Origin of the sequence: Mesorhizobium newzealandense, assembly GCF_042682145.1 — a bacterium.
In the GTDB taxonomy this organism is placed as follows: Bacteria; Pseudomonadota; Alphaproteobacteria; order Rhizobiales; family Rhizobiaceae; genus Mesorhizobium; species Mesorhizobium newzealandense.
In genome coordinates, this window is record NZ_JBHUGZ010000006.1 from 12,960 (window position 1) to 32,988 (window position 20,029).

Annotated in this window: 18 protein-coding genes; 12 read left to right on the forward strand and 6 right to left on the reverse strand. The window is 63.4% G+C overall.

Annotated elements, in window-relative coordinates; genetic code table 11:
- Positions 1-9: 9 nt before the first annotated feature.
- Positions 10-1,101, reverse strand: coding sequence for a COX15/CtaA family protein (locus ACFSOZ_RS08040; RefSeq protein ID WP_379095713.1), 1,092 nt, complete (start codon positions 1,099-1,101; stop codon positions 10-12).
- A 190-nt stretch (positions 1,102-1,291) separates the two neighbouring features.
- Here ACFSOZ_RS08040 and ACFSOZ_RS08045 point away from each other — a divergent pair, with 190 nt between their 5' ends.
- Entirely contained in the window at positions 1,292-1,507 is a 216-nt protein-coding gene (locus ACFSOZ_RS08045) for a DUF2842 domain-containing protein (RefSeq protein ID WP_379095716.1), read from the forward strand.
- 22 nt (positions 1,508-1,529) lie between these two features.
- Here ACFSOZ_RS08045 and ACFSOZ_RS08050 read toward each other — a convergent pair whose 3' ends face one another.
- The gene (locus ACFSOZ_RS08050; protein ID WP_379095719.1) at positions 1,530-2,588 is read right to left on the reverse strand and encodes a polysaccharide deacetylase family protein; all 1,059 of its coding nucleotides are present in this window, start codon (positions 2,586-2,588) and stop codon (positions 1,530-1,532) included.
- Between the two features lie 91 nt (positions 2,589-2,679).
- Between ACFSOZ_RS08050 and ACFSOZ_RS08055 the strand changes: the two genes are divergently transcribed.
- The gene (locus ACFSOZ_RS08055; protein ID WP_379095722.1) at positions 2,680-3,912 is read left to right on the forward strand and encodes a GNAT family N-acetyltransferase; all 1,233 of its coding nucleotides are present in this window, start codon (positions 2,680-2,682) and stop codon (positions 3,910-3,912) included.
- Between the two features lie 7 nt (positions 3,913-3,919).
- On the opposite strand, the gene ACFSOZ_RS08060 is transcribed toward ACFSOZ_RS08055, so the two are convergent.
- A complete protein-coding gene (locus tag ACFSOZ_RS08060; protein WP_379095725.1) occupies positions 3,920-4,630 on the reverse strand; it encodes a GntR family transcriptional regulator in 711 nt (236 codons plus the stop codon).
- Between the two features lie 262 nt (positions 4,631-4,892).
- Here ACFSOZ_RS08060 and ACFSOZ_RS08065 point away from each other — a divergent pair, with 262 nt between their 5' ends.
- The 6 genes from ACFSOZ_RS08065 to ACFSOZ_RS08090 all read left to right on the forward strand — a co-directional run bounded on the left by ACFSOZ_RS08065 (position 4,893) and on the right by ACFSOZ_RS08090 (position 10,872).
- Complete coding sequence (locus tag ACFSOZ_RS08065; RefSeq protein WP_379095728.1) at positions 4,893-5,981, forward strand: ABC transporter ATP-binding protein; 1,089 nt, start codon at positions 4,893-4,895, stop codon at positions 5,979-5,981.
- 34 nt (positions 5,982-6,015) lie between these two features.
- Positions 6,016-7,305: an ABC transporter substrate-binding protein gene (locus ACFSOZ_RS08070; RefSeq protein WP_379095732.1), complete on the forward strand. Its 1,290-nt coding sequence runs from the start codon at positions 6,016-6,018 to the stop codon at positions 7,303-7,305.
- Positions 7,306-7,549: 244 nt separating this feature from the next.
- Positions 7,550-8,461, forward strand: a complete 912-nt coding sequence (locus ACFSOZ_RS08075) for an ABC transporter permease (protein ID WP_379095735.1) — start codon at positions 7,550-7,552, stop codon at positions 8,459-8,461.
- 1 nt (position 8,462) lies between these two features.
- On the forward strand, positions 8,463-9,281 hold the full coding sequence (locus ACFSOZ_RS08080; protein ID WP_379095738.1) for an ABC transporter permease: 819 nt from the start codon (positions 8,463-8,465) through the stop codon (positions 9,279-9,281).
- Between the two features lie 2 nt (positions 9,282-9,283).
- Positions 9,284-10,030 carry an aspartate/glutamate racemase family protein gene (locus ACFSOZ_RS08085; protein ID WP_379096069.1) on the forward strand — a complete coding sequence of 249 codons (747 nt, stop codon included), beginning with the start codon at positions 9,284-9,286 and terminating at the stop codon, positions 10,028-10,030.
- A gap of 5 nt (positions 10,031-10,035) precedes the next feature.
- Positions 10,036-10,872 (forward strand): GNAT family N-acetyltransferase, encoded by an 837-nt coding sequence (locus tag ACFSOZ_RS08090; RefSeq protein ID WP_379095741.1) that lies wholly within the window; start codon positions 10,036-10,038, stop codon positions 10,870-10,872.
- 47 nt (positions 10,873-10,919) lie between these two features.
- Here the strand turns inward: ACFSOZ_RS08090 and ACFSOZ_RS08095 are convergent, their stop codons facing one another.
- Positions 10,920-13,172, reverse strand: a complete 2,253-nt coding sequence (locus tag ACFSOZ_RS08095; protein ID WP_379095744.1) for a GumC family protein — start codon at positions 13,170-13,172, stop codon at positions 10,920-10,922.
- A gap of 258 nt (positions 13,173-13,430) precedes the next feature.
- Between ACFSOZ_RS08095 and ACFSOZ_RS08100 the strand changes: the two genes are divergently transcribed.
- From ACFSOZ_RS08100 to ACFSOZ_RS08115, 4 genes are all read left to right on the forward strand, one after another.
- Positions 13,431-13,994: a polysaccharide biosynthesis/export family protein gene (locus ACFSOZ_RS08100; RefSeq protein ID WP_013532220.1), complete on the forward strand. Its 564-nt coding sequence runs from the start codon at positions 13,431-13,433 to the stop codon at positions 13,992-13,994.
- 8 nt (positions 13,995-14,002) lie between these two features.
- On the forward strand, positions 14,003-15,133 hold the full coding sequence (locus tag ACFSOZ_RS08105; protein ID WP_379095746.1) for a glycosyltransferase family 4 protein: 1,131 nt from the start codon (positions 14,003-14,005) through the stop codon (positions 15,131-15,133).
- A gap of 95 nt (positions 15,134-15,228) precedes the next feature.
- Positions 15,229-16,764, forward strand: coding sequence for an undecaprenyl-phosphate glucose phosphotransferase (locus ACFSOZ_RS08110; RefSeq protein WP_379095749.1), 1,536 nt, complete (start codon positions 15,229-15,231; stop codon positions 16,762-16,764).
- The gene (locus tag ACFSOZ_RS08115) at positions 16,761-18,068 is read left to right on the forward strand and encodes an O-antigen ligase family protein (protein WP_379095752.1); all 1,308 of its coding nucleotides are present in this window, start codon (positions 16,761-16,763) and stop codon (positions 18,066-18,068) included. Before ACFSOZ_RS08110 ends, ACFSOZ_RS08115 begins: the two co-directional genes overlap by 4 nt.
- On the opposite strand, the gene ACFSOZ_RS08120 is transcribed toward ACFSOZ_RS08115, so the two are convergent.
- The gene (locus ACFSOZ_RS08120; RefSeq protein WP_379095755.1) at positions 18,046-18,312 is read right to left on the reverse strand and encodes a hypothetical protein; all 267 of its coding nucleotides are present in this window, start codon (positions 18,310-18,312) and stop codon (positions 18,046-18,048) included. The genes ACFSOZ_RS08115 and ACFSOZ_RS08120 overlap by 23 nt on opposite strands.
- A gap of 575 nt (positions 18,313-18,887) precedes the next feature.
- Entirely contained in the window at positions 18,888-19,658 is a 771-nt protein-coding gene (locus ACFSOZ_RS08125) for a carbonic anhydrase (protein ID WP_379095757.1), read from the reverse strand.
- Between the last annotated feature and the right edge of the window lie 371 nt (positions 19,659-20,029).

Here is a 20,029-nt window from a genome sequence, read left to right on the forward strand (position 1 = left end):
CGGCTGAACTCAGCTTCTCAGAGCTATTTCCGTCGGCAAGGGATAGGCGCCCTTGGTACCGCGCCAATGCGCGGCGGCAAAGCCCAGCACGATGAGCGCAAACCCCTGATGGGTCAGTGCCATATGCAGTGGCACGTGCATCAGCAGCGTGCCGATGCCGATCGAGGCCTGCACCAGCACAGCCAAGAACAGCAGCGTCGCGCGGCGGGCATGCGTTGAGCCCGGCAGCCGCCGACGCGTGGCAATCATGTGCCACAGGACCACGATGAACAGCGTGTAGGCGCCGAGCCGGTGCACGAACTGCACCGTCTTCGGGCTTTCGAAGAAATTGCGCCACGCCGGCTCGAGGATCAGCAAATCACCCGGGATAATCTTGCCGTCCATCAGCGGCCAGGTGTTGTAGCTCAGGCCCGCGTCGAGCCCTGCGACCAGCCCGCCGAGATAGATCTGGATCAGCGCCAAAAGCACGATGAAGCCGGCCAGCCTTTGCGTCGACCGATCGGCGGCGGGTTCGGAATGCGGCGCCAGCCCACGCGCCACGATCATGGTCGCCGTAAAGATGAGCGCGGCCAGCGTCAGATGGGTCGCCAGCCGATACTGGCTGACCGAGACCCGGTCGACCAGGCCCGAGGCCACCATCCACCAGCCGATGGCGCCCTGCAGGCCGCCAAGCAAAAGGATGCCGGCGAGTTTCGGCCCCAGGCCGCGCTCGATGCGGCGCGTCGCCCAGAAGAACAGCAGCGGCAAGGCAAACACCAGGCCGACGCTGCGCGCCAAGATGCGGTGCGCCCATTCCCACCAGAAGATCGACTTGAAAGCCTCGATGCTCATGCCTTTGTTGAGCTCGGCATATTGCGGGATCTGCTGATAGAGCTGGAATTCCTCTTGCCACTCGGCGTCGTTGAGCGGCGGTATCACGCCGTGGATCGGCTTCCACTCAGTGATCGACAGGCCGGAACCGGTGAGCCGGGTGGCTCCGCCGACCAGCACCAGCGCAAACAGCACCAGCACCACGACATAGAGCCAGCCGCGCAGCAGTGCCCGGTTGTGCAGGTCGCGGTCGCGAGCCACGAATGGCGCGGCAGCTGATATGGCAGCCATGGTCTTGTCCCGGCAGGTTGGTTTGGCGGATTGGTGGACCATCGCACCCGTGCTGGCAAGACCAGGCAGCGCGGCACGCCGTCGCGCCGCGTCTCACCGGTTGCACAGGGTCGCGTCAGGGCCTATGCGAAGCCAACACCCTGAGCTTGCCGGGACCGAATTCCCGGCAGCCTAGACCAGGAGGCCAACCATGCCCTTGCGCCTGAAAAAGTTGATCGGAGCGTTCCTGCTGGTGGCGCTGGTCATCGTCTATGCGCTGCTCGCATCGATCTTCGCGGTCGCCCGACTGTCGGAGTCGGGCCCGTGGGTGCATTTCCTGTTCTTCCTGTTCAGCGGCCTGCTGTGGGTGCTGCCGGCGATGGGCATCATCAAGTGGCTGATGCTGGAGCCGCGGGCCAAGCGCTGAACTGGAACCCGGCCGGCTGCCGTCAGATGGTGACGACCATCTTGCCGGCGTTGGCGAGCGGCGTGGTCACACCCGACAGCATGGTGCGAATATGGGCGAGGCTCTGGTAGCGGCCGTTGACTGAAATGCGCGGCAAGGCATGCAGGAACCCGGCATGTTCGGCGCGCAGCACGCCGTGGCGCGTGGTCACGGCGGAGGTATAGCCGGCGTCGCGGACAAAGCCCACTTCGCGGCAGCCCACCGCACTTGCATAGCCATAGGGGTAAGCGAAATGGCTGGGCTTTTCGCCCAGTTCGGCCTGCAACATGTCGCGCACGGCACCGATTTCATGCCGCGCGTCGGTTTCGGAAAGCCGCTTCAGATTGCTGTGATTGATCGTGTGGGCGCCGATCGTCACCAGCGGATGCGCGGCGATGCTGCGGATTTCGTTCCAGCTCATCAATGTCCGCAGGCGCGGGCCGTCGGCGTCGACGCCATTCGAGCCAGCCAGGTCGCGCAGCACGGCCTGCAGGTCCTCCTCGCGGACTTCGGAGGTGAGATAGGCGTGCAGGCGTGCGTTGGCCTGCAATTTCTTCGCAGGGGTCGAGCAATCGATCGTCAGCGGACCATTCGGCCGCGTCAGGGTGAGGCTATCGCGTGCGCTGACGACATCCTCGACCACATCCCACCACAGGTCGGCGGTGCCGTTGATCAGCCCGGGCGCGACATAGATGGTGATCGGCGCGCCGTGCTTTTCCAGCACCGGCAGCGCCTCGGTCATGTTGTCGCGATATGCGTCGTCGGCGGTGATGGTGGCGAACTCACCGCCCTTGCCGCCTGCCTTGATGCGCTCGACGGCTTCATCCATGGAGACGAAGGCATAGCCGCTCGCCTTCATGTCGGCGATCACGGCGTCAAGGAAGCCGGGCGCGATGTTCAGATGCCGGTTGACGCTGTCGGGCTTTTCCGGCGTCGCGGTAACGCGGTGCAGCATCAATATGGCGCCAATGCCGCCGATGAACGGCTTGGCCAGCGGTGCAAGACCGGTATAACGGGCGACGTTCAGCGCCAGTTTCCGGATTGCCTCGCCCCCGTCGATCATTCATTCACCTTTTTCGCCTAGGCTGATCCAAGCACGGAATGCGCCTACGCGAACCCCCAAATTGCGATCAATACGCCCTAAGGATTGAGGTATGGTTGACGCAACAGCGTCATTTGACGGCAATCGGCTCGCGGCGACCGAGTCGTCGCGCGCCTTGCCACGGCATCAGGCCGGCCAGTCGATTTCCGTGGTATCCGCGGAAGGACTGTCAGCCTATGCCGATTTCTGCCGCTCGGCCCTGTTCGCGCCGGCGCAGAGTGCTGTCTGGATCCTGAACTGGGCCGGGCAGATCCAACCGAATCTGGTTGTCGCGACACTCAATGTTGAAGGCAGGCCGGTTCTTGCGCTGGCCCTGGAGGTCACCGCGCAAGGTCCGTTCCGTGTCGCCCGTTTCATGGGTGGCCGCCACGCCAACGGCAACTTCGTCGCCGCCGATCCGAACTGGCTGGCCAAGGCGGATGTTGCGGCCATCCGATCGATGCTGGCGGCCATTGCCAAGGCACGCCCGGACATCGATCTCGTCGCGCTGGAGCGGTTGCTGCCTGATCTCGATGGCGTCGCCAATCCCCTCGCCTTGCTTGACCACTTTGCCAGCCCTAATTTGTCGCTGGCCGTTGACCTCGCCGGAGGCTTCGACGCGCTGCTTTCCCGCGCCAGCGGCAAAAGAAAGCGCAAGAAGCATCGCTCGCAGATGCGCAAGTTCGATGCCGTCGGCAGCCATAGCCGCATCGAAGCGCGCACGGCGGACGAGGTGGACAGGCTGCTCGATGCCTTTTTTGAGATGAAGGAACTCCGTTTTCGCAAGATGGGCATCGCCAACGTCTTCGGCGATGAGCAGGTACGCGCCTTCTTCCGCGCGCTGTTCACGGACGCGCTTGCCGAGGACAAGCCCTCCTTCGTGCTGCATGGGCTCGAAGTTGCCGGCAAGCTCCGCGCCATCACCGGGTCAAGCCGCTCGGGCAAGAGCCTGATCTGTGAGTTCGGCGCCATCGCCGAGGACGATCTCGGCCATACCAGCCCCGGCGACTTCCTGTTCTTCGACAACATCCAGGAAGCCTGCGAGACCGGGATCGAGGTCTACGACTTCTCCGTCGGCGACGAGCCTTACAAGCGGCTATGGTGCGATATCGAAACCCAGCAGTTCGAGGTGCTGATCCCCTTGACGCTGAAGGGCCGCGTGCTGGCGCTGACGCTTCGGCAAGGCGCCGGGATCAAGGCCTTCATCAAGAACAGCCCGACGATCTGGAAGCTGACCAAGATGCTGCGTCGCAAGGCCGTAGGGCAGGCAGCGCCCGCAGCCGCGGGCGCTGAGGATGAGAGCTAGTTAGCTTTCAGAAATTGAGCGCTTCCCGGAGCGCCGGGCCGGCCCTGACGCGCAGATCGAGATCAGCCTCGATGTGGTCGATGTGGTGCAGCATCAGCCGGCTCGCCAACCCGGAATCGCCGCTCTCCAACGCGCCGACAATCCCCGTATGCTCGCTATGCCCGCAGGCCGACACGCCAGATCGGCCGTAAAGCGCGATGACCAGCGAGGAGCGCGCCACAAGTTCCTCCATGAAGCGCTGCAGGATGGCATTGCCGGCGACCGAGGCCAGCAGCAGATGGAAATCGCCCGACGCCTTGATCTCGGAGCGCCGTGCATTGGGCCCGCGCTCGGCGATGAAGCGGCCCTCCTCGTCGAGTTGCACCCTGAAGGCCGCGATGTCGGCAGCGGTGACGCGCCCGCAGGCAGCGATGGCTATGCCCGGTTCGATCAGCCGGCGCGAAGCGAACACCTGGCGCGCTTCCTCGGGCGAAGGATTGGCGACGAAGGCGCCACGGTTGCGCTCCGTGCGCACCAGGCCCTCGAAGGACAGCATCTGCAGCGCCGCGCGCGCCACGGTGCGGGAGACGTCGAACAAGGTACCGACCTCGCCCTCCGACAGCTTGGTACCCGGCGCCAACCGGCGGTCGACGATGGCGTCGCGCAGCTGGTCGCGGATCGCCTGGGCGCGATCCTGCGTGGCGCTGTCGGTGGAGTAGATCTGGTCGGCAATGTTCATGGCGGAAGTCTTCCTGTCTCCTTCTAACGCGACTCGTCATCCGTGCACGAGAGGCAAAGTGAACACGAAATCAAAAAAGATTGCATACGATTTTTGTGCACATCGCCAACAATCGCCCATAATTTGTGCAATGCACAAAAAAGCCCGTTCAGTGGGCAGCAGACAAGAAACCTGATTTTCCCGACAATTCAATCGCTTGGGCGGCCGCGCGGCGATTGGCACGCATGATGCATTGGTTAATGCGACCAAACGGGGAAGCCTGATGTCCAAAGCCGCCGAAATCGACATCGTGTCCGTTTCGAAAGTCTATGGAACGACGACCGCCGTCGAGGACATCAGTCTGAAGATTCCGGCCGGCACCTATTGCTGCCTGCTCGGCCCTTCCGGCTGCGGCAAGACCTCGACGCTGCGCATGATCGCCGGCCATGAGAGCATCTCGTCGGGTGACGTGCGCCTCGGCAACACTGTCGTCACCGACCTGCCGCCGGCCAAACGCGGCACAGCGATGATGTTCCAGTCCTATGCGCTGTTTCCGCATCTCGACCTCATCGACAATGTCGCCTTCAGCCTCAAGATGAAGGGCGTCGACAAGCAACAGCGCCGCGCCAAGGCGCTGGATATGCTCAAGCTGATGCAGATGGAGGTCTATGCGACGCGGCGGCCGGTACAGCTTTCCGGCGGCCAGCAGCAGCGCGTGGCGCTGGCGCGCGCGCTGATCACGGACCCGGAGGCGCTGCTGCTCGACGAGCCGCTGTCGGCGCTCGATCCATTCCTGAAGATCCGTATGCGCGCCGAACTGAAGAAGCTGCAGACGTCGCTTGGCATCACCTTCGTCCACGTCACCCACAGCCAGGAGGAGGCGATGGCGCTTGCCGACCTGATCGTTGTGATGAACGACGGCCGCATCGAACAGGCGGCTCCGCCGCGCGACGTGTTCGAGCGGCCGGCCACCGCCTTCGTCGCACGTTTCATGGGCGACCACAACGTCATCTCCGGCCGCGTCACCGGCAGCCGGGACGGCATGGTCGTCTTCGACGTCAATGGCGGCGGCTCGCTGGCGGCCAGCGGGAAACCACACGAGGTGGGACAGCCGATCGACATCGCCATCCGCACCGACCATGTGCGCATCGGCGCCGCACCCTCGCCCGGCCTCGGCTTCACCGGCATCGTCTCCAACATCGAATATCGCGGCGCCACGGTGAAGCTGTCCGTCACCGGCGGCGGCATCGACGATTTCACCGTCATCATCGACGATTCCGACTTCTTCGCCAGACCCGTCGCCATCGGCGACGCCGTGCCGCTCGCCTGGGATTCCGAGGACGCGATCGTCCTCGGCCGCCTTCATTCATGACATCAACGAAGCAAACCAAAACAGGGGAAAAAACATGACAAACACCATAGAAACCAAGACGGGCATTTCGCGCCGCTCGCTGCTCAAGACGGGTGCAGCCGCCGTGGGCCTCGCCGCCGGCTCCGGGGCCATAACAGGCTTCCCGACCATCTGGGCGCAGTCCAACATCACGCTGCGCCAGTTCGGCACCGGCGTGTCGAACCTCAATGCCATCGCCGACAAGTGCAAGGCCGACCTCGGCATCACGCTGGAAATGACGGCGACCGATTCCGACGCCGCCGCCCAGCGCGCAGTCACCCAGCCCGACAGCTATGACATCGCCGACATCGAATACTGGATCTGCAAGAAGGTGTTCCCGAGCGGCGTGCTGCAGCCGATGGATGTCAGCAAGCTGAAATATTACGACGAGCTGGTGCCACTGTTCAAAACCGGCAAGCTCACCCCCGACAGCGTCATCGCCCAGGGCACCGCGCCGCACACGGTCGGCTACGTCGAGGCGCAGGACTCAAAGACCTTCGCCAAGGCCCCAACCAACTGGTTCACCATGGTGCCGACCATCTACAACGCCGACACGCTGGGCATCCGCCCCGACCTCGTCGGCCGCGACATCACCACCTGGGCCGACATCATGGACCCGGCCTTCAAGGGCAAGACCGCGATCCTCAACATCCCCTCCATCGGCATCATGGATGCGGCGATGATCATGGAAGCCATGGGCAACATCAAATATGCCGACAAGGGCAACATGACCAAGGAGGAGATCGACAAGACGATCGACTTCCTGATCAAGGCCAAGCAAGACGGCCAGTTCCGCGCCTTCTGGAAGTCGTTCGACGAGAGCGTCAACCTGATGGCTTCGGGCGAAGTGGTCATCCAGTCGATGTGGTCGCCGGCCGTGGCGGCCGTGCGCTCCAAGGGCATCGCCTGCCGCTTCCAGCCGCTCAAGGAAGGCTACCGCTCATGGGGCGGCGGCCTTGGCCTCGCGGCCCACCTCAAGGGCGCCGAACTCGACGCGGCCTATGAATACATCAACTGGTACACGTCGGGCTGGGTCGGCGGCTATCTCAACCGCCAGGGCTACTACTCGGCCAACATGGTCTCGGCCAAGAAGTTCATGACCGAGGACGAGTGGGGCTACTGGATCGAAGGCAAGCCGGCCAAGGGCGACATCAAGGCGCCCGACGGCACCGTCATGGAAAAGGCCGGCGCGCTGCGCGACGGCGGCTCGTTCGAGGAGCGCATGGGCCATGTCGCCTGCTGGAACTCGGTGATGGACGAGGACCGCTACATGGTGAAGCGCTGGAACGAGTTCATCGCGGCGTAAGGTGAGGCAGCGCCCCTCCTCCTCCCCTTGTGGGAGAAGGAGGCCTCGCGAAGCGAGGCCGGATGAGGGGTGTCCAGCTTCGCGATACGTCACCACCAACGGCACCAAGACGATGCGGAGTATCAAGCCTCATGTCTTCCAGCACCCCTCATCCGTCTTGGCGCTTGGCGCCAATCCACCTTCTCCCACAAGGGGAGAAGGCAAGGCCGCTCCGCCGCATCGCGAACCTGCACCGGGAACATCGATGACGGTTGCTCTCGAACGCCCTGCAATCGCCGCCGCCAAACCGGCCAGACGCCGCCGGCTCTCCCTCGGCGCGGTCACGCCCTACCTCCAATCGGCGCCGCTGGCGCTAATCCTCGGCGCGTTCCTGCTTCTGCCCATTGTCATGATCGTCGTCGTCTCCTTCTGGGACTACGACTTCGCGGCCATGTATCCGGATTTCCTGACCACCAACTATTCCGACGTGCTGGGCTCCTGGGTCACCTGGAAGACCTATCTCAACACCATCAAATTCGCAGTTATCGTCTGGGCGCTGACCTTGTTCATCGGCTTCTGGGTCGCCTATTTCCTCGCCTTCCACATCCGCACCACGGCCATGCAGATGGTGCTGTTCCTGGTCTGCACGGTGCCGTTTCTGACCTCCAACATCATCCGAATGATCTCGTGGATTCCCGTGCTCGGCCGCAACGGCCTGATCAACTCGACGCTGGTGCAGCTGGGCCTGGTGCCGAAGCCGATCGAATGGCTGCTCTATTCGGAATTCGCGGTCGTGCTGGCCATGGTGCATCTCTACACGCTGTTCATGGTGACGCCGATCTTCAACACGCTGATGCGCATCGACAAATCGCTGGTCGAGGCCGCGCGCGATGCCGGCGCGTCCGGCTGGCAGGTGCTGTGGAACGTCATCATTCCGCTGGCCAAGCCCGGCATGGCGATCGGCACCATCTTCGTCGTCACCCTGGTGATGGCCGACTTCTCGACAGTCCAGGTGATGTCGGGCGGACAGAGCGCGTCGGTGGCACTGATGATGAAGAACCAGATGTCGCTGCTGCAGTATCCGGCCGCCGCCGCCAATGCGGTGGTGCTTCTGGTGCTGGTGCTGTTGATGGTTGCCGGCATCCTGCGCATCGTCGACATCAGGAAAGAGCTGTGACGTGAGCCACGAAAAACGCACCCTCGAATTCTACGTGCTGGCGGCCTTCTTCACGCTGTTCGTGCTGTTCCTCTACGGTCCGCTGTCGGCGATCCTGATCCTGTCATTCCAGGGCGAAACCGGTGGCCTCACCTTCCCGCTCAACGGCGTTTCGCTGCACTGGTTCGCCAATTTGTTCGAGCGCCAGGCGGTCGGCGATTTCGGCGGCAGCTTCAAGCGCTCCCTGGTGCTGGGCGTCATGGTGATGATCGTCACCGTCGCGGTGTCGCTGCTCGCCGGCCTTGCCTTCCGCCGAAAATTCCGCGGTGCCACGGCGCTGTTCTACCTGGCGGTCGCCAGCCTGGTCGTGCCCTCGATCATCATTTCACTGGGCATCGGCGTCGTCTTCCAGCAGATCGGCTTTCGCCCGGCCTGGTACACGTCGGCTTTCGGCGCCCATCTGACCTGGACCCTGCCCTTCGGCGTGCTGATCATGTTCGCCGTCTTCAACCGTTTCTCGCCTGCCTATGAAGAAGCCGCGCGCGATCTCGGCGCCTCGTCCTGGCAGACCTTCGCCCATGTCGTGCTGCCGATGATCGCGCCAAGCCTGATCGGCGTCGGCCTGTTCGGCTTCACGCTGTCCTACGACGAGTTCGCCCGCACGCTGATGACGTCAGGGACGTTCAACACGCTGCCGCTCGAGATCTACGGCATGACCACCAATGTGACGACGCCGGTGCTCTATGCGCTGGGCACGGTGACCACGGTATTTTCCTTCCTGGTGATCCTGGCGACGCTGGGCGCCATCCTCTATGTCGGCCGCCGCCGGGCGAGAGCTTGACCGTGCAGATTCTTGTGGTGAACCCCAACACGACGGCGAGCATGACCGCGACCATAGGTGTTGCGGCGCGTGCCGTCGCCGGCGCCTGGACGGAGGTCGTTGCCGTCACCTCGTCCATGGGGCCGGCTTCGATCGAAGGCTATTATGACGAGGCGCTCGCCGTGCCCGGCCTGCTGATGGAAATCGCCGCCGGCGAGCGCCGCGGCGCGCAGGCGGCGATCATCGCCTGCTTCGACGACACCGGCCTCGACGCCGCGCGCGCCATGGCCGCCATTCCGGTCATCGGCATTTGCGAGGCGGCACTCACCATGGCGTCCTTCATCGCGCAGCGCTTCACCGTGGTGACCACCACAGAGCGCTCGCGGGTGCCGGTCGAAGGGCTTGTGCAGCGCTACGGCATGGCGGGACGGGCGCGCGTGCGCGCCGCCGACATTCCGGTGCTTGCGCTTGAAGATCCGGCATCCGGCGCGGTCGGTAAGCTGCGCGACGAAATCGCCAGGGCGATCGACGAAGACCGCGCCGAGGCCATCGTGCTCGGCTGCGCCGGCATGGCCGATCTTGCGCACCGGCTGCAGGCGGAGTTCGATCTGCCGGTCATCGACGGCGTCGGCGCGGCGCTGAAGCAAGCTGAAGCGTTGATAGCGCTCGGCCTTTCGACATCGAAGCGCGGCGCCTATGCCAGGCCGCTGGCCAAGCCCTATCGTGGTATGCTGAAATCCTTCTCACCCGGAGCAGTCGCCGCGGAGTGAGAGGAATGAAGCCAACCATCCGCACACTGTCGCTGCACGAACTGGCGGTTCTCATTGACTGGGCAGCGGGAGAAGGCTGGAACCCCGGCCTCGAAGACGCGGCGATGTTCCAGGCTGCGGACCCCTCGGGCTTCATCGGTGCCTTTGTCGGCAACGAAATGGTCGCGGCAATCTCGGCAGTGGCTTATGGACGCGAATTCGGTTTCATCGGCCTCTACATCTGCCGGCCGGACAAGCGCGGCAAAGGTTACGGCAAGGCGGTGTGGACCGCCGGCATGAACAGGCTTGCGGGCAGGACCATCGGCCTCGACGGCGTCGCCGAACAGCAGGTCAATTACCGGCGCAAGGGCTTCAGGCCGGTCTACGAGACCATCCGCTACAGCGGCCGCGCGGCGGGCCCGGCGGTCAGGGTCGACGGATTGCGTACGGTAACGACCCAGCTCGTGCCCGACATCATCGCCTATGACGCGTATTGTTTTCCGGCACCCCGGCGAGCCTTCCTGCAGCGATGGCTGCAGGCGCCGCATCACGGACTGGCGGCGATCAGTTCGCGCGGCACCACCGGCTATGCCGTGGCTCGGCCGTGCCGCTCAGGTTTCAAGATCGGCCCGTTGTTTGCCGACAGCACCGACACGGCGTTGCAGCTGCTGGACGGACTGGTGGGCGCCTGCGAGGGCGGCGACCTGCACATCGACGTTCCCGCCGAGAACACCGGTTTCATTGCGGCGCTCGAGGCGGCCGGCTTTGCGCCGACCTTCAGCACCACCCGCATGTACAAGGGACCGCCCCCGGGGCTCGGCCTGCAGCGGTTGTTCGGCGTGACGACCCTGGAATTAGGGTAGAACCAGGCAGAGCTCGAGAGGCTTCCGCCGCGGGTTTGCGGACTCTTTCAGGCCGCCGAGCGCCGTCCCGGCACCGGATTGCCGGGCGGTTCGTGGCCGAGCGGCGTCACCAGCGTCAAGTCGGGATAGCCGCTTTCGATGAGCTTGACCGCGGCCTGCGTCACTTCATCATCCGGCTCCAGCATGGACAGGAACACCTCGGTGGCGTCACCGGCCAGACGGCCGATGCCTTGCGCGTCGGCCGGCCCGCACTCGACCACGACCAGATCATAGGCTGTGGTCAGCGACTGCATGATGATCGGCAGCCGGTCGGCGGCGCGCATGGCGCGGACCGGATCGGCGGTGCCGACGGGAATGACGTGACAGTCCGAGTAGAGATCGGCGTGGATGACGTCGCTGAACTGCGCTTCCGAAGCGAGCAAGTTGGTGATGCCCGGGAAAAGGCCGCTGTCCAGCATCGGCCGCGAGGCGGCCCCCGAAGCGGTAAGGTCGAGCAACAGGACGCGCAGGCCGGCGTCCGCGACCTCGCGTGCCACTAGGACCGCGGACGCGGCTGCCTCGTCGCCCTCCGGCGAGACGAATATGGCGCGCGCCGCACCGCTGGCGATCAGCTTTTCGGCAGCCTTCTCGACATCAATCTCACCCAGGGTGGAACGAGCCGGTTCGGCCTCGACAGCCGTCTCCTGCGCTGTCGCCGCATCGGGCATCGCGACCCTGTCAGGCGCCTCGGCCTTATAGGGCATCGAAGATGCGTAGGGATCCGCCTCGGCTTCTGCCGAACGTTCTCCCATCTCCTGGCGAGCAACGGGGTCCTGGCGAATGAAGGGGTTCTGGAGGACGGTGTTCTCCTGGCGGACAACCGGCATCGCAACCTCATCGATGCGTTCGAAGCGGGAACCGGTCGCCGGCCGCATCGCGCGGCCGGAAAACAGCTCCCGCAGAAGCGTCACGATGGCCATGACCAGCAACGATGCGACGAAAGCCGCACCGACGATCGGCAGAACCTTCGGGAAATAGGGCTCGGACGGAACCTGGGCCAGGGAGACCACCCGGGCATCGACGGGCAGATAGTTGCGGTCCTTGCGCGACGCCGCGCTGAGGTAGTTGGCCTGGTACGATTCGAGCTGCTGGCGCTTGGCGGTCGCATCGCGCTGCAAGGCATCAAGTTCGACCTGCTGTTCGCCGGCGCGTGCCGATGCGGCCTTCAGTGTGTTGACGTCGGCGACGAGCTGGTTCTCACGAGCCTGCGCGGTCTGCGCCTGGGTCATCAGACCCTTCATGAGTTTTTGCGCCTCGTTGCGGATCTGGCCGTCGAGGTCGACAAGCTGAGACTTCAACGCCCGGATGCGCGGATGGTTGTCGAGCAAGGTGGTGGAAAGATCGGCAATGTTGGCCCTGAGCTCAACCTGCCGCTCGCGCAGGCGCTGGATCAGGTCGGAAGACAAGACTTCAGGCACGGCATCGAGCGAACCGCCACCCTGCAGCGCCTTGCGCACGCTGTCGGCGGTCGCTTCCGCCGAGGCGCGGTTGGCGCGCACACGCATCAGCTCGCTCGACAGTTCGGAAAGCTGCTGCGTGGCAAGCACCGAATTGTTGCCGCCCATCAGAAGGTCGGATTGCGCACGGTAGGTGGCAACCTTGGCCTCGGCATCCTTCACCTGCTGCTGCAGGGCGGCGATCTCCGGTGCAAGAAAGTCAGCGGCGGCATTGTTCGATTCGAGCTTGGCAGCCCCTTGTCCCGCAATATAGGCGGCAGCAATGGCGTCTGGTACGGCGGCCGCGAGCTTGGGATCTTCCGATGAGAACTCGATGGCAATGATGCGGGTCTTCTCGACACCATAGACGTTGAGCTTCTCATGCATTTTCTTGAGGACGCGTTCTTCCGTCGGAATTTCCATCGGGTCGCTCTTCAAGCCGACGAGGACAAGAGCGCGGCTCAACGGCGACATGTCGAGCGCATCGTCGAACTCGGGCAGCTTTTCCAGATTGAGCTTTTGCGCGACCTGCTTGAGGATTTCGTTGGAGGAAATAATCTGGACCTGAGTGGCAACGCCCTGTTCATCGAGAATCGGCTTGTCGGTGTCGTTGTTGCTGGCCGGCCGCGTATAAACGGATTCACGCGGAGCAATCTCAACCTGCGTCTGAGCCTTGTAATGACGCGTGGCTAGCGAGGCGAACGCGAAAGCCGCGCCGGTCACCACCAGCGCCACGATAAGGATGCGCAGCCAGTTCCTCGCCAGGCTGGCGAAGAGCTGCCTGAGATCGACGTCGACATCTGCGGCCGCGGACTGAACGGACATGCATCCCTACTCCGATACTGGGTCAGGACACACCGTAAACAACTATGGTAACTCAGCCGTTAAGATGGCGGGTAAGTTCGCGTTAGGGTTTACTGGCGAGCGATAAACAAAACCGCCAAAAATCGAAAAAACTCCTGCCGATGCGCCATGTGCCGGCGGCTCCCTTTACCGGCCATTAACCCTAACAGGATGATAACGACCTCGATCCTAGAGTTTGCTGCGACGCTGCAGCGGCCAGTCGAAGGTACCTGTCCGGTCATGAAAAGCACTGCTTCCCTGTTTCGCGCGCTGCTTGCCGTATCGATGCTCGCCGGCTGCTCCAGCTATCGGCCGACACCGGCGGCCTTCCACGAGGTGCTCGACCAGCCCTATCGTCTTGGGGCCGGCGACCGCGTCCGCGTCACCGTGTTCGAGCAGGACGGGCTGACCAACACCTACAGCGTCGACCAATCCGGCTACCTCTCCTTCCCGCTTGTCGGCGCCATACCGGCGCGCGGCCACACCGCCCAGCAGATGGAGAAGGAAATCGCCGACAAATTGCGGCAAGGCTATCTGCGCGATCCCGACGTTTCGGTCGAGATCGACCGCTACCGGCCGATCTTCGTCATGGGCGAAGTGGGCGCCGCCGGTCAGTATTCCTATGTCCCCGGCCTGACGGTGCAGAAGGCAATCGCCATTGCCGGCGGTTTCACGCCGCGCGCCAACCAGGAAAGCGTCGACATCACCCGCGACATCAACGGCAAGGTGATGACCGGCCGCGTGGTCACGTCCGACCCGCTGCTGCCCGGCGATACCGTCTACGTCCGCGAACGCCTGTTCTGACGAACCACGTGGCGGACAACCTCAGGATCGTCCACTGCTTTCGCTCACCCGTCGGAGGAATTTTCCGGCATGTGCGCGACCTGACCGAGGCGCAGGTCGCCGCCGGGCATTCCGTCGGCATCGTCTGCGATTCGACCACCGGCGGCGAGTTCGAGGAACGCCTATTCGAGCAGATGAAGGATATGTTGGCGCTCGGCATCCATCGCACGCCGATGCAGCGCCATGTCGGCCCGGGCGACCTCGCGTCGGCCTGGCACACGTACAGGATCATCAAGGATTTGCGGCCGGACGTGTTGCACGGGCACGGCGCCAAGGGTGGCGCCTATGCCCGTCTGTTCGGCTCATTGTTGCGGGTATCAAGGTCTCGCGTAGCCCGCCTTTATTCGCCGCACGGCGGCTCCCTCCACTATGACGAGAACACGACCACCGGAAAGCTGTTCTTCGCGCTCGAGCGCTTCATGGCGCGCTTCACCGATTACCTGCTGTTTGTTTCCGACTACGAAAGGCGAACCTATCGCCGCAAGGTCGGGGAGCCGCCGATTCCCAACACCCTGGTCTACAACGGCCTGCGCGCCGTGGAGTTCAAGCCGGTGTCGAGCAAGTCCGACGCAGCCGATCTGCTCTATATCGGCATGATGCGCGACCTGAAGGGACCCGACATCTTCATCGATGCGCTGGCCAGCGCCGGCTCGCGGATCGGCCGGGCGATTACCGCGGTGATGGTCGGCGACGGCGACGACCTGCCCCGCTACCATGCCCAGGTGAAGCGACTCGGGCTTGAGAGCCATGTCCGCTTCCTGCCGCCGATGCCGGCCAGGGAAGCCTTCGCGCTGGCCGGGCTGGTCATCGTTCCCTCGCGCGCCGAAGCCATGCCCTACATCGTCCTGGAAACGCTTGCCGCGGGAAAACCGATGATCGCCACCTCCGTCGGCGGCATACCAGAGATCTTCGGCACCGGCTCCCCCGCCTTGATCCGGCCCGACCCGGTAGAGCTAGCCGACAGGATGCGCCAGGCGCTGGCCGACCCCGCCGCCTATGGCAGACTGATGCCCGATGAGGCCAGCCTCAAGGCACGCTTTGGGGCCGATGTGATGGCCGCCAACATCGAGAAGGCCTACTTCGCCGCGCTCGATAGATAGGCCTCAAGCCCAAGCCGTTTCAAAGCCACTCGTTGTTTCAAGGGTTTCTTAGCTCTCTTTTGCTATTCACCGTAGGGAAGCTTGCGGAAAGCCCCATGAACGAGATCGACCCCGCGCGCCGCTTTTCAGCAGAGGCGGTGCGGAAATTCGACGGCCCGGCCGACGGCGACACGCCCGGCGGCATGAACGATGTCGCCCGCCAGGTCGCTTCGCAGTACAGGCGCGATACCATGTCGCCGATCATGGTCAGTGGCGTCCTGCGCATGGTCGAATTCGGCTTGCTGTTCCTGTCCGGGCTCGCCGTCTATTTCCACTATGTAGGGTTCTTCAACTATCTGGCCTGGCAATATCCGCTGACGATCGCCGCCTCGTCGTTCCTTGCCGTGGTGCTGCTCGACGTCACCGACTGCTATCAGATCGTGGCCCTGATGCGGCCCATCGCCAATTTCGGCCGCGTGCTCCTGGTCTGGGCCGGCACTTTCGCCCTGATGGCGCTGACGGCGTTCGTCATGAAGATGTCGGAAGACTATTCACGCCTGCTGTTCGGGACGTGGTTCGTCGTCGGTTTCGTCCTCCTCTTCGGCCTCAGGCTGGTGATGTCGAAGGTGATCCGGCGCTGGGCGCGCGATGGCCGCATGGAGCGGCGCGCCGTCATCGTCGGCGGTGGCAAGGCGGCTGAGATCCTGATCCGCTCAGTCGAAAAGCAGCCATACAACGATATCCGCATCTGCGGCATCTTCGACGATCGCGGCGACAAGCGCTCACCGCCCATCGTCGCCGGCTATCCCAAGCTCGGCACCATTTCGGAACTGATCGAGTTCGCCCGCATCGCCCGCATCGACATGCTGATCGTGTCGCTGCCGCTGACCGCCGAATCGCGCGTCTTGCAGCTGTTGAAGAAGCTGTGGGTGTTGCCGGTCGACATCCGGCTGTCGGCGCATTCCAACGCGCTGCAATTTCGCCCGCGCGCCTATTCCTACATCGGCTCGGTGCCGATGCTCGATATCTTCGACAAGCCGATCAACGACTGGGATTCGGTCGCCAAGCGCGCCTTCGATATCGTCTTCAGCCTGATCGGCATCGTCGTGTTCTCGCCGGTGATGCTGGCCACCGCGATTGCCATCAAGCTGGACAGCAAGGGGCCAGTGCTGTTTCACCAGAAGCGGCACGGTTTCAACAACGAGATCATCGAGGTCTACAAGTTCCGCTCGATGTATACTGACAAGTCCGACCCAACCGCCAAGCAGACGGTGACCAAGAACGACCCGCGCGTCACCCGCGTCGGCCGGTTCATCCGCAAGACCTCGATCGACGAGCTGCCGCAGTTCTTCAACTCGCTGCTCGGTTCGCTTTCGCTGGTAGGGCCGCGCCCGCACGCCATCGCCGCGCAATCGCACAACCTTCTCTACAACGAAGTGGTCGACGGCTATTTCGCGCGTCACAAGGTCAAGCCCGGCGTCACCGGCTGGGCGCAGATCAATGGCTGGCGCGGCGAGATGGACACCAACGAGAAGATCCGCATGCGGACGGAGTATGACCTCTATTACATCGAGAACTGGTCGCTGCTGTTCGACTTGCGGATCCTGTTCCTGACGCCGATCCGGCTCTTGAACACGGAAAACGCCTATTGAGCGCGATTTCCCACGAGCTGCCGCAGGCCGCGGTCAATGCCAAGCTGATCGCGCTGATTTCCTCGGGCGCGGTCTTCCTCGGCATATTCCTGTCCGGTTTCGTCATCAGCGAACCGGCGCCCTATGAACTCTACATGGCCGGGCTGATCGCCATCTGGGCTCTCTTCGGCCTCAGGGTGTCGCGCGCGGCAATGCCGCTGCTGGTGCTGCTGGTGACGATGAACATCGGTGGCATGATGGCGATGACGCAGATGGCGGATCTGGCCAACACGCCGCTCTATCTCGCCGTCTCGCTGTTTCTCGCCTTCACCGCGGTGTTCTTCGCCTCGGTGACCGCGGTGCAACCCAGCCTCTACCGGCTGATCTTCTTCGCCTATGTCGTGTCGGCGGTGATCACCTCGCTGCTCGGCATAGCGGGCTATTTCCACGCCTTTCCGGGCGCGGAGATGTTCACCAAATACGACCGCGCCGCCGGCGCCTTCCAGGATCCGAATGTGTTCGGCCCGTTCCTGGTGCTGCCCGGCATCTATCTGCTCTATCTGCTCTTGACCGGACCGATCCCACGCATGCCGCTGCTGGCGGTGCCGCTGCTGATCATCACCGCCGGCATCTTCTTCTCCTTCTCGCGCGGCGCGTGGGGCATGTTCGCCGTCTCGGCCGTCCTGCTCACCGGCTGCCTGTTCCTGCAGAGCGCCAGCGGCATGTTCCGGCTGCGTGTGGTGGTGATGACGATCGCCGCGCTGTCACTGCTGGTCGTCGCCATGATCGTCATCCTGCAGCTGCCCGGCGTGTCGGAGATGTTTTCCAACCGCGCCCATCTCGAGCAGAGCTACGACACCGCCCGCCTCGGCCGCTTCGCCCGCTACGCGATCGGCTTCCAGATGGCGCTCGAGCACCCGTTCGGCATCGGCCCGCTGGTCTTCGGCACGATCTTCGGCGAAGACACCCACGACATCTGGCTGAAGATGCTGATGGACTATGGCTGGCTCGGCTTCGTGTCGTTCCTGACGCTCGTCGCCTGGACGATATCGGCCGGATTCCGCATCCTGCTGCGTGACCGGCCGTGGCAGCCCTATCTGCTGTGCGCCTATGTCGCCTTCATCGGCAATATCGGGCTCGGCACCTTCATCGACATCGACCACTGGCGCCATGTCTATCTGCTGCTCGGGCTGATCTGGGGCGCCATCGCGCTGGAATACCGCCATCAGCGGCTGTTGCGGTCGGATCCGGTTCAAGCCCAAGGTGGAAAGCGAGTTATGGAAGGCGGTTGGTTTGCGAGCGTCAAGGATCTTGAGCACTCGTAAGTTCCTTTATTTTCTCGAGCAGGTTTTTGACCAGTAGCTGGTAGATCTGCGTGAGTTCCCCTGGCGATAGTTCGACTCTGATGTCGTACTGCCCGGAATAATTCACCTGCAGATTTACTGTCCCGAACAGCGTCGTAGCGCCATCGCGAATGTCGGTCGCCACGATCATGTTTTGCAATGACTGGTCCAGCAGAATGACGCCCGGTTCTCCGGGGTGATTGTGTGTTGTCGTCCTGATCTTCACGTCAACCTCCTTTTCCGACCTTTCAAGAAAAGCGCAGGCCAATCTCGCAATGATATAGCACACCAATCCGCGCCGCCGCACTCACTGGGTTCTAACGAAGCCAGCCGAGATTGCCGCAGTTACCCTGGCACTACCAATCAGTCACCGTTCCTCTTTGAGATCGAATTCAAGCCCCCGGTGGCATGATCGATCACGCTCGGCCGGCTTCAAGTTGTGGGGCGGGGCTTAATCTCGGCACCCACAACCCGTATTCCATCAAAGTCTAACGACTGGAACAGCGCACTGGAAACCACCTGCGGTAACAGTTGATTCAACCATCGCTGGTATATTAGGGAGTGTGAGTAGCGGCTCCGACAGTGGGCGGGCGCTGAGTGCCGGAGCCGCCTGCGCAGTCCGGTTGGGGTTTGACCGCGCCGTCCTATTCTGGGACAGCGCGGTCAACGATTCGTTAAAATTTCTCAGAACTAATTAAGTGCACGCTAATCGACGTCGCGCGACTTCAAGCGGATTTAGGCGCTACCCAGCCGCGGCGCTGTAGGCGGCCAGGGCAAACGCTCGCCGGCCGGGAAAGCCTGTCACTCGATGTAGCTCACCACGCCCGTCTTGAGATCATAGATCGCCGCGACGATCTTCAGCTTCTGCGACCCGGTGAGACCAGCCAACACCTTGCTCGACGCCGTCAGGCGCCTCGCGGTCCTGCGTGCGCTCTCCCTGGCCGTGTTGTCGACGAAATCGCCCGCTTCGTTCCGCGCCGAGATCGCCGCGGGCAGGATCGGTTCAATCATCGGCCCGATGGCGCCGGGATAGGTCGCGCTTTTCGTGACCACGTCGCACGCCGCCTTGACGGCGCCGCAGCTTGTGTGCGCGAGGACGACGATCAAGGGAGAGCCGAGAACCGCCGCGCCATACTCGACCGTGCCAAGCGTGGCGGTGTCGACCAGGTTGCCAGCATTCCGGGCGACGAACAGTTCGCCAACGCCATGGCCGCCGAAGATCAGCTCCGGCGGAACGCGGCTGTCGGCGCAACTGATGATCGTGGCCCACGGCGCCTGATGCCCGGCGACAGCGTTCCGCTCCGCGGCAAGGTCGATCGAGCAGAGCTCCGGGTGGCTGACATAAAGCTCGTTGCCGGCTTTCAGCGCGGCGAGCGATGCATCGGGGGACAGTGCCGGCGCAGCACTCTCCGCCGCGCGCGCCGACCAGGAAGCACCGCCAAGACCGATCGCAAGGAGCCCCGCGCCGACTTTGAGGAAATCCCTGCGGCCGACCCCTTCACCGTCGCAATTGCTGCACACTGTTTGGCTCCCCCGCCCGAGATTCCGAGACCATCCAAGCAGATCAAGCATCGCGCCAGTCGAGTGCAAACGCAAGTCGACTCCCCTTGGGGGCAGCAGTGATCCCAACCTTTGAAAAAACGAAAGGCCGCCTGGCTAGCCGCGACAAATGAGCAAGCTGCCAATGAGACCACGCATGCGGCTGTCCCTCCGCCGATACGGAACGAAAAGAACATACCCGATCAACTCTCACGACTAGTCCGAAGTGCGCGCCATAGAGATGATCCCGGAGGGCGGTCGCACCCAATTCAGCCACAGCAGGCGATGCAATGGAACATTAGAGACCTCTAATAGTTCATTAGTCAGCAGGGGCAAACCAACACCCCAGCAAGTCCCGTTTATCCCTAGGGACGCCCGCCGCTGCCGTGAATGGGGCGGCGGGT

Excerpts from the sequence above, each read along its gene's own strand:
- ACFSOZ_RS08040 (WP_379095713.1), bottom strand. The coding sequence starts at position 1,101 with ATGGCTGCCATATCAGCTGCCGCGCCATTCGTGGCTCGCGACCGCGAC.
- ACFSOZ_RS08110 (WP_379095749.1), top strand. The coding sequence starts at position 15,229 with ATGAACGAGATCGACCCCGCGCGCCGCTTTTCAGCAGAGGCGGTGCGG.
- ACFSOZ_RS08070 (WP_379095732.1), top strand. The coding sequence starts at position 6,016 with ATGACAAACACCATAGAAACCAAGACGGGCATTTCGCGCCGCTCGCTG.
- ACFSOZ_RS08065 (WP_379095728.1), top strand. The coding sequence starts at position 4,893 with ATGTCCAAAGCCGCCGAAATCGACATCGTGTCCGTTTCGAAAGTCTAT.
- ACFSOZ_RS08090 (WP_379095741.1), top strand. The coding sequence starts at position 10,036 with ATGAAGCCAACCATCCGCACACTGTCGCTGCACGAACTGGCGGTTCTC.
- ACFSOZ_RS08095 (WP_379095744.1), bottom strand. The coding sequence starts at position 13,172 with ATGTCCGTTCAGTCCGCGGCCGCAGATGTCGACGTCGATCTCAGGCAG.
- ACFSOZ_RS08055 (WP_379095722.1), top strand. The coding sequence starts at position 2,680 with ATGGTTGACGCAACAGCGTCATTTGACGGCAATCGGCTCGCGGCGACC.
- ACFSOZ_RS08125 (WP_379095757.1), bottom strand. The coding sequence starts at position 19,658 with ATGCTTGATCTGCTTGGATGGTCTCGGAATCTCGGGCGGGGGAGCCAA.
- ACFSOZ_RS08050 (WP_379095719.1), bottom strand. The coding sequence starts at position 2,588 with ATGATCGACGGGGGCGAGGCAATCCGGAAACTGGCGCTGAACGTCGCC.
- ACFSOZ_RS08045 (WP_379095716.1), top strand. The coding sequence starts at position 1,292 with ATGCCCTTGCGCCTGAAAAAGTTGATCGGAGCGTTCCTGCTGGTGGCG.
- ACFSOZ_RS08075 (WP_379095735.1), top strand. The coding sequence starts at position 7,550 with ATGACGGTTGCTCTCGAACGCCCTGCAATCGCCGCCGCCAAACCGGCC.
- ACFSOZ_RS08060 (WP_379095725.1), bottom strand. The coding sequence starts at position 4,630 with ATGAACATTGCCGACCAGATCTACTCCACCGACAGCGCCACGCAGGAT.
- ACFSOZ_RS08100 (WP_013532220.1), top strand. The coding sequence starts at position 13,431 with ATGAAAAGCACTGCTTCCCTGTTTCGCGCGCTGCTTGCCGTATCGATG.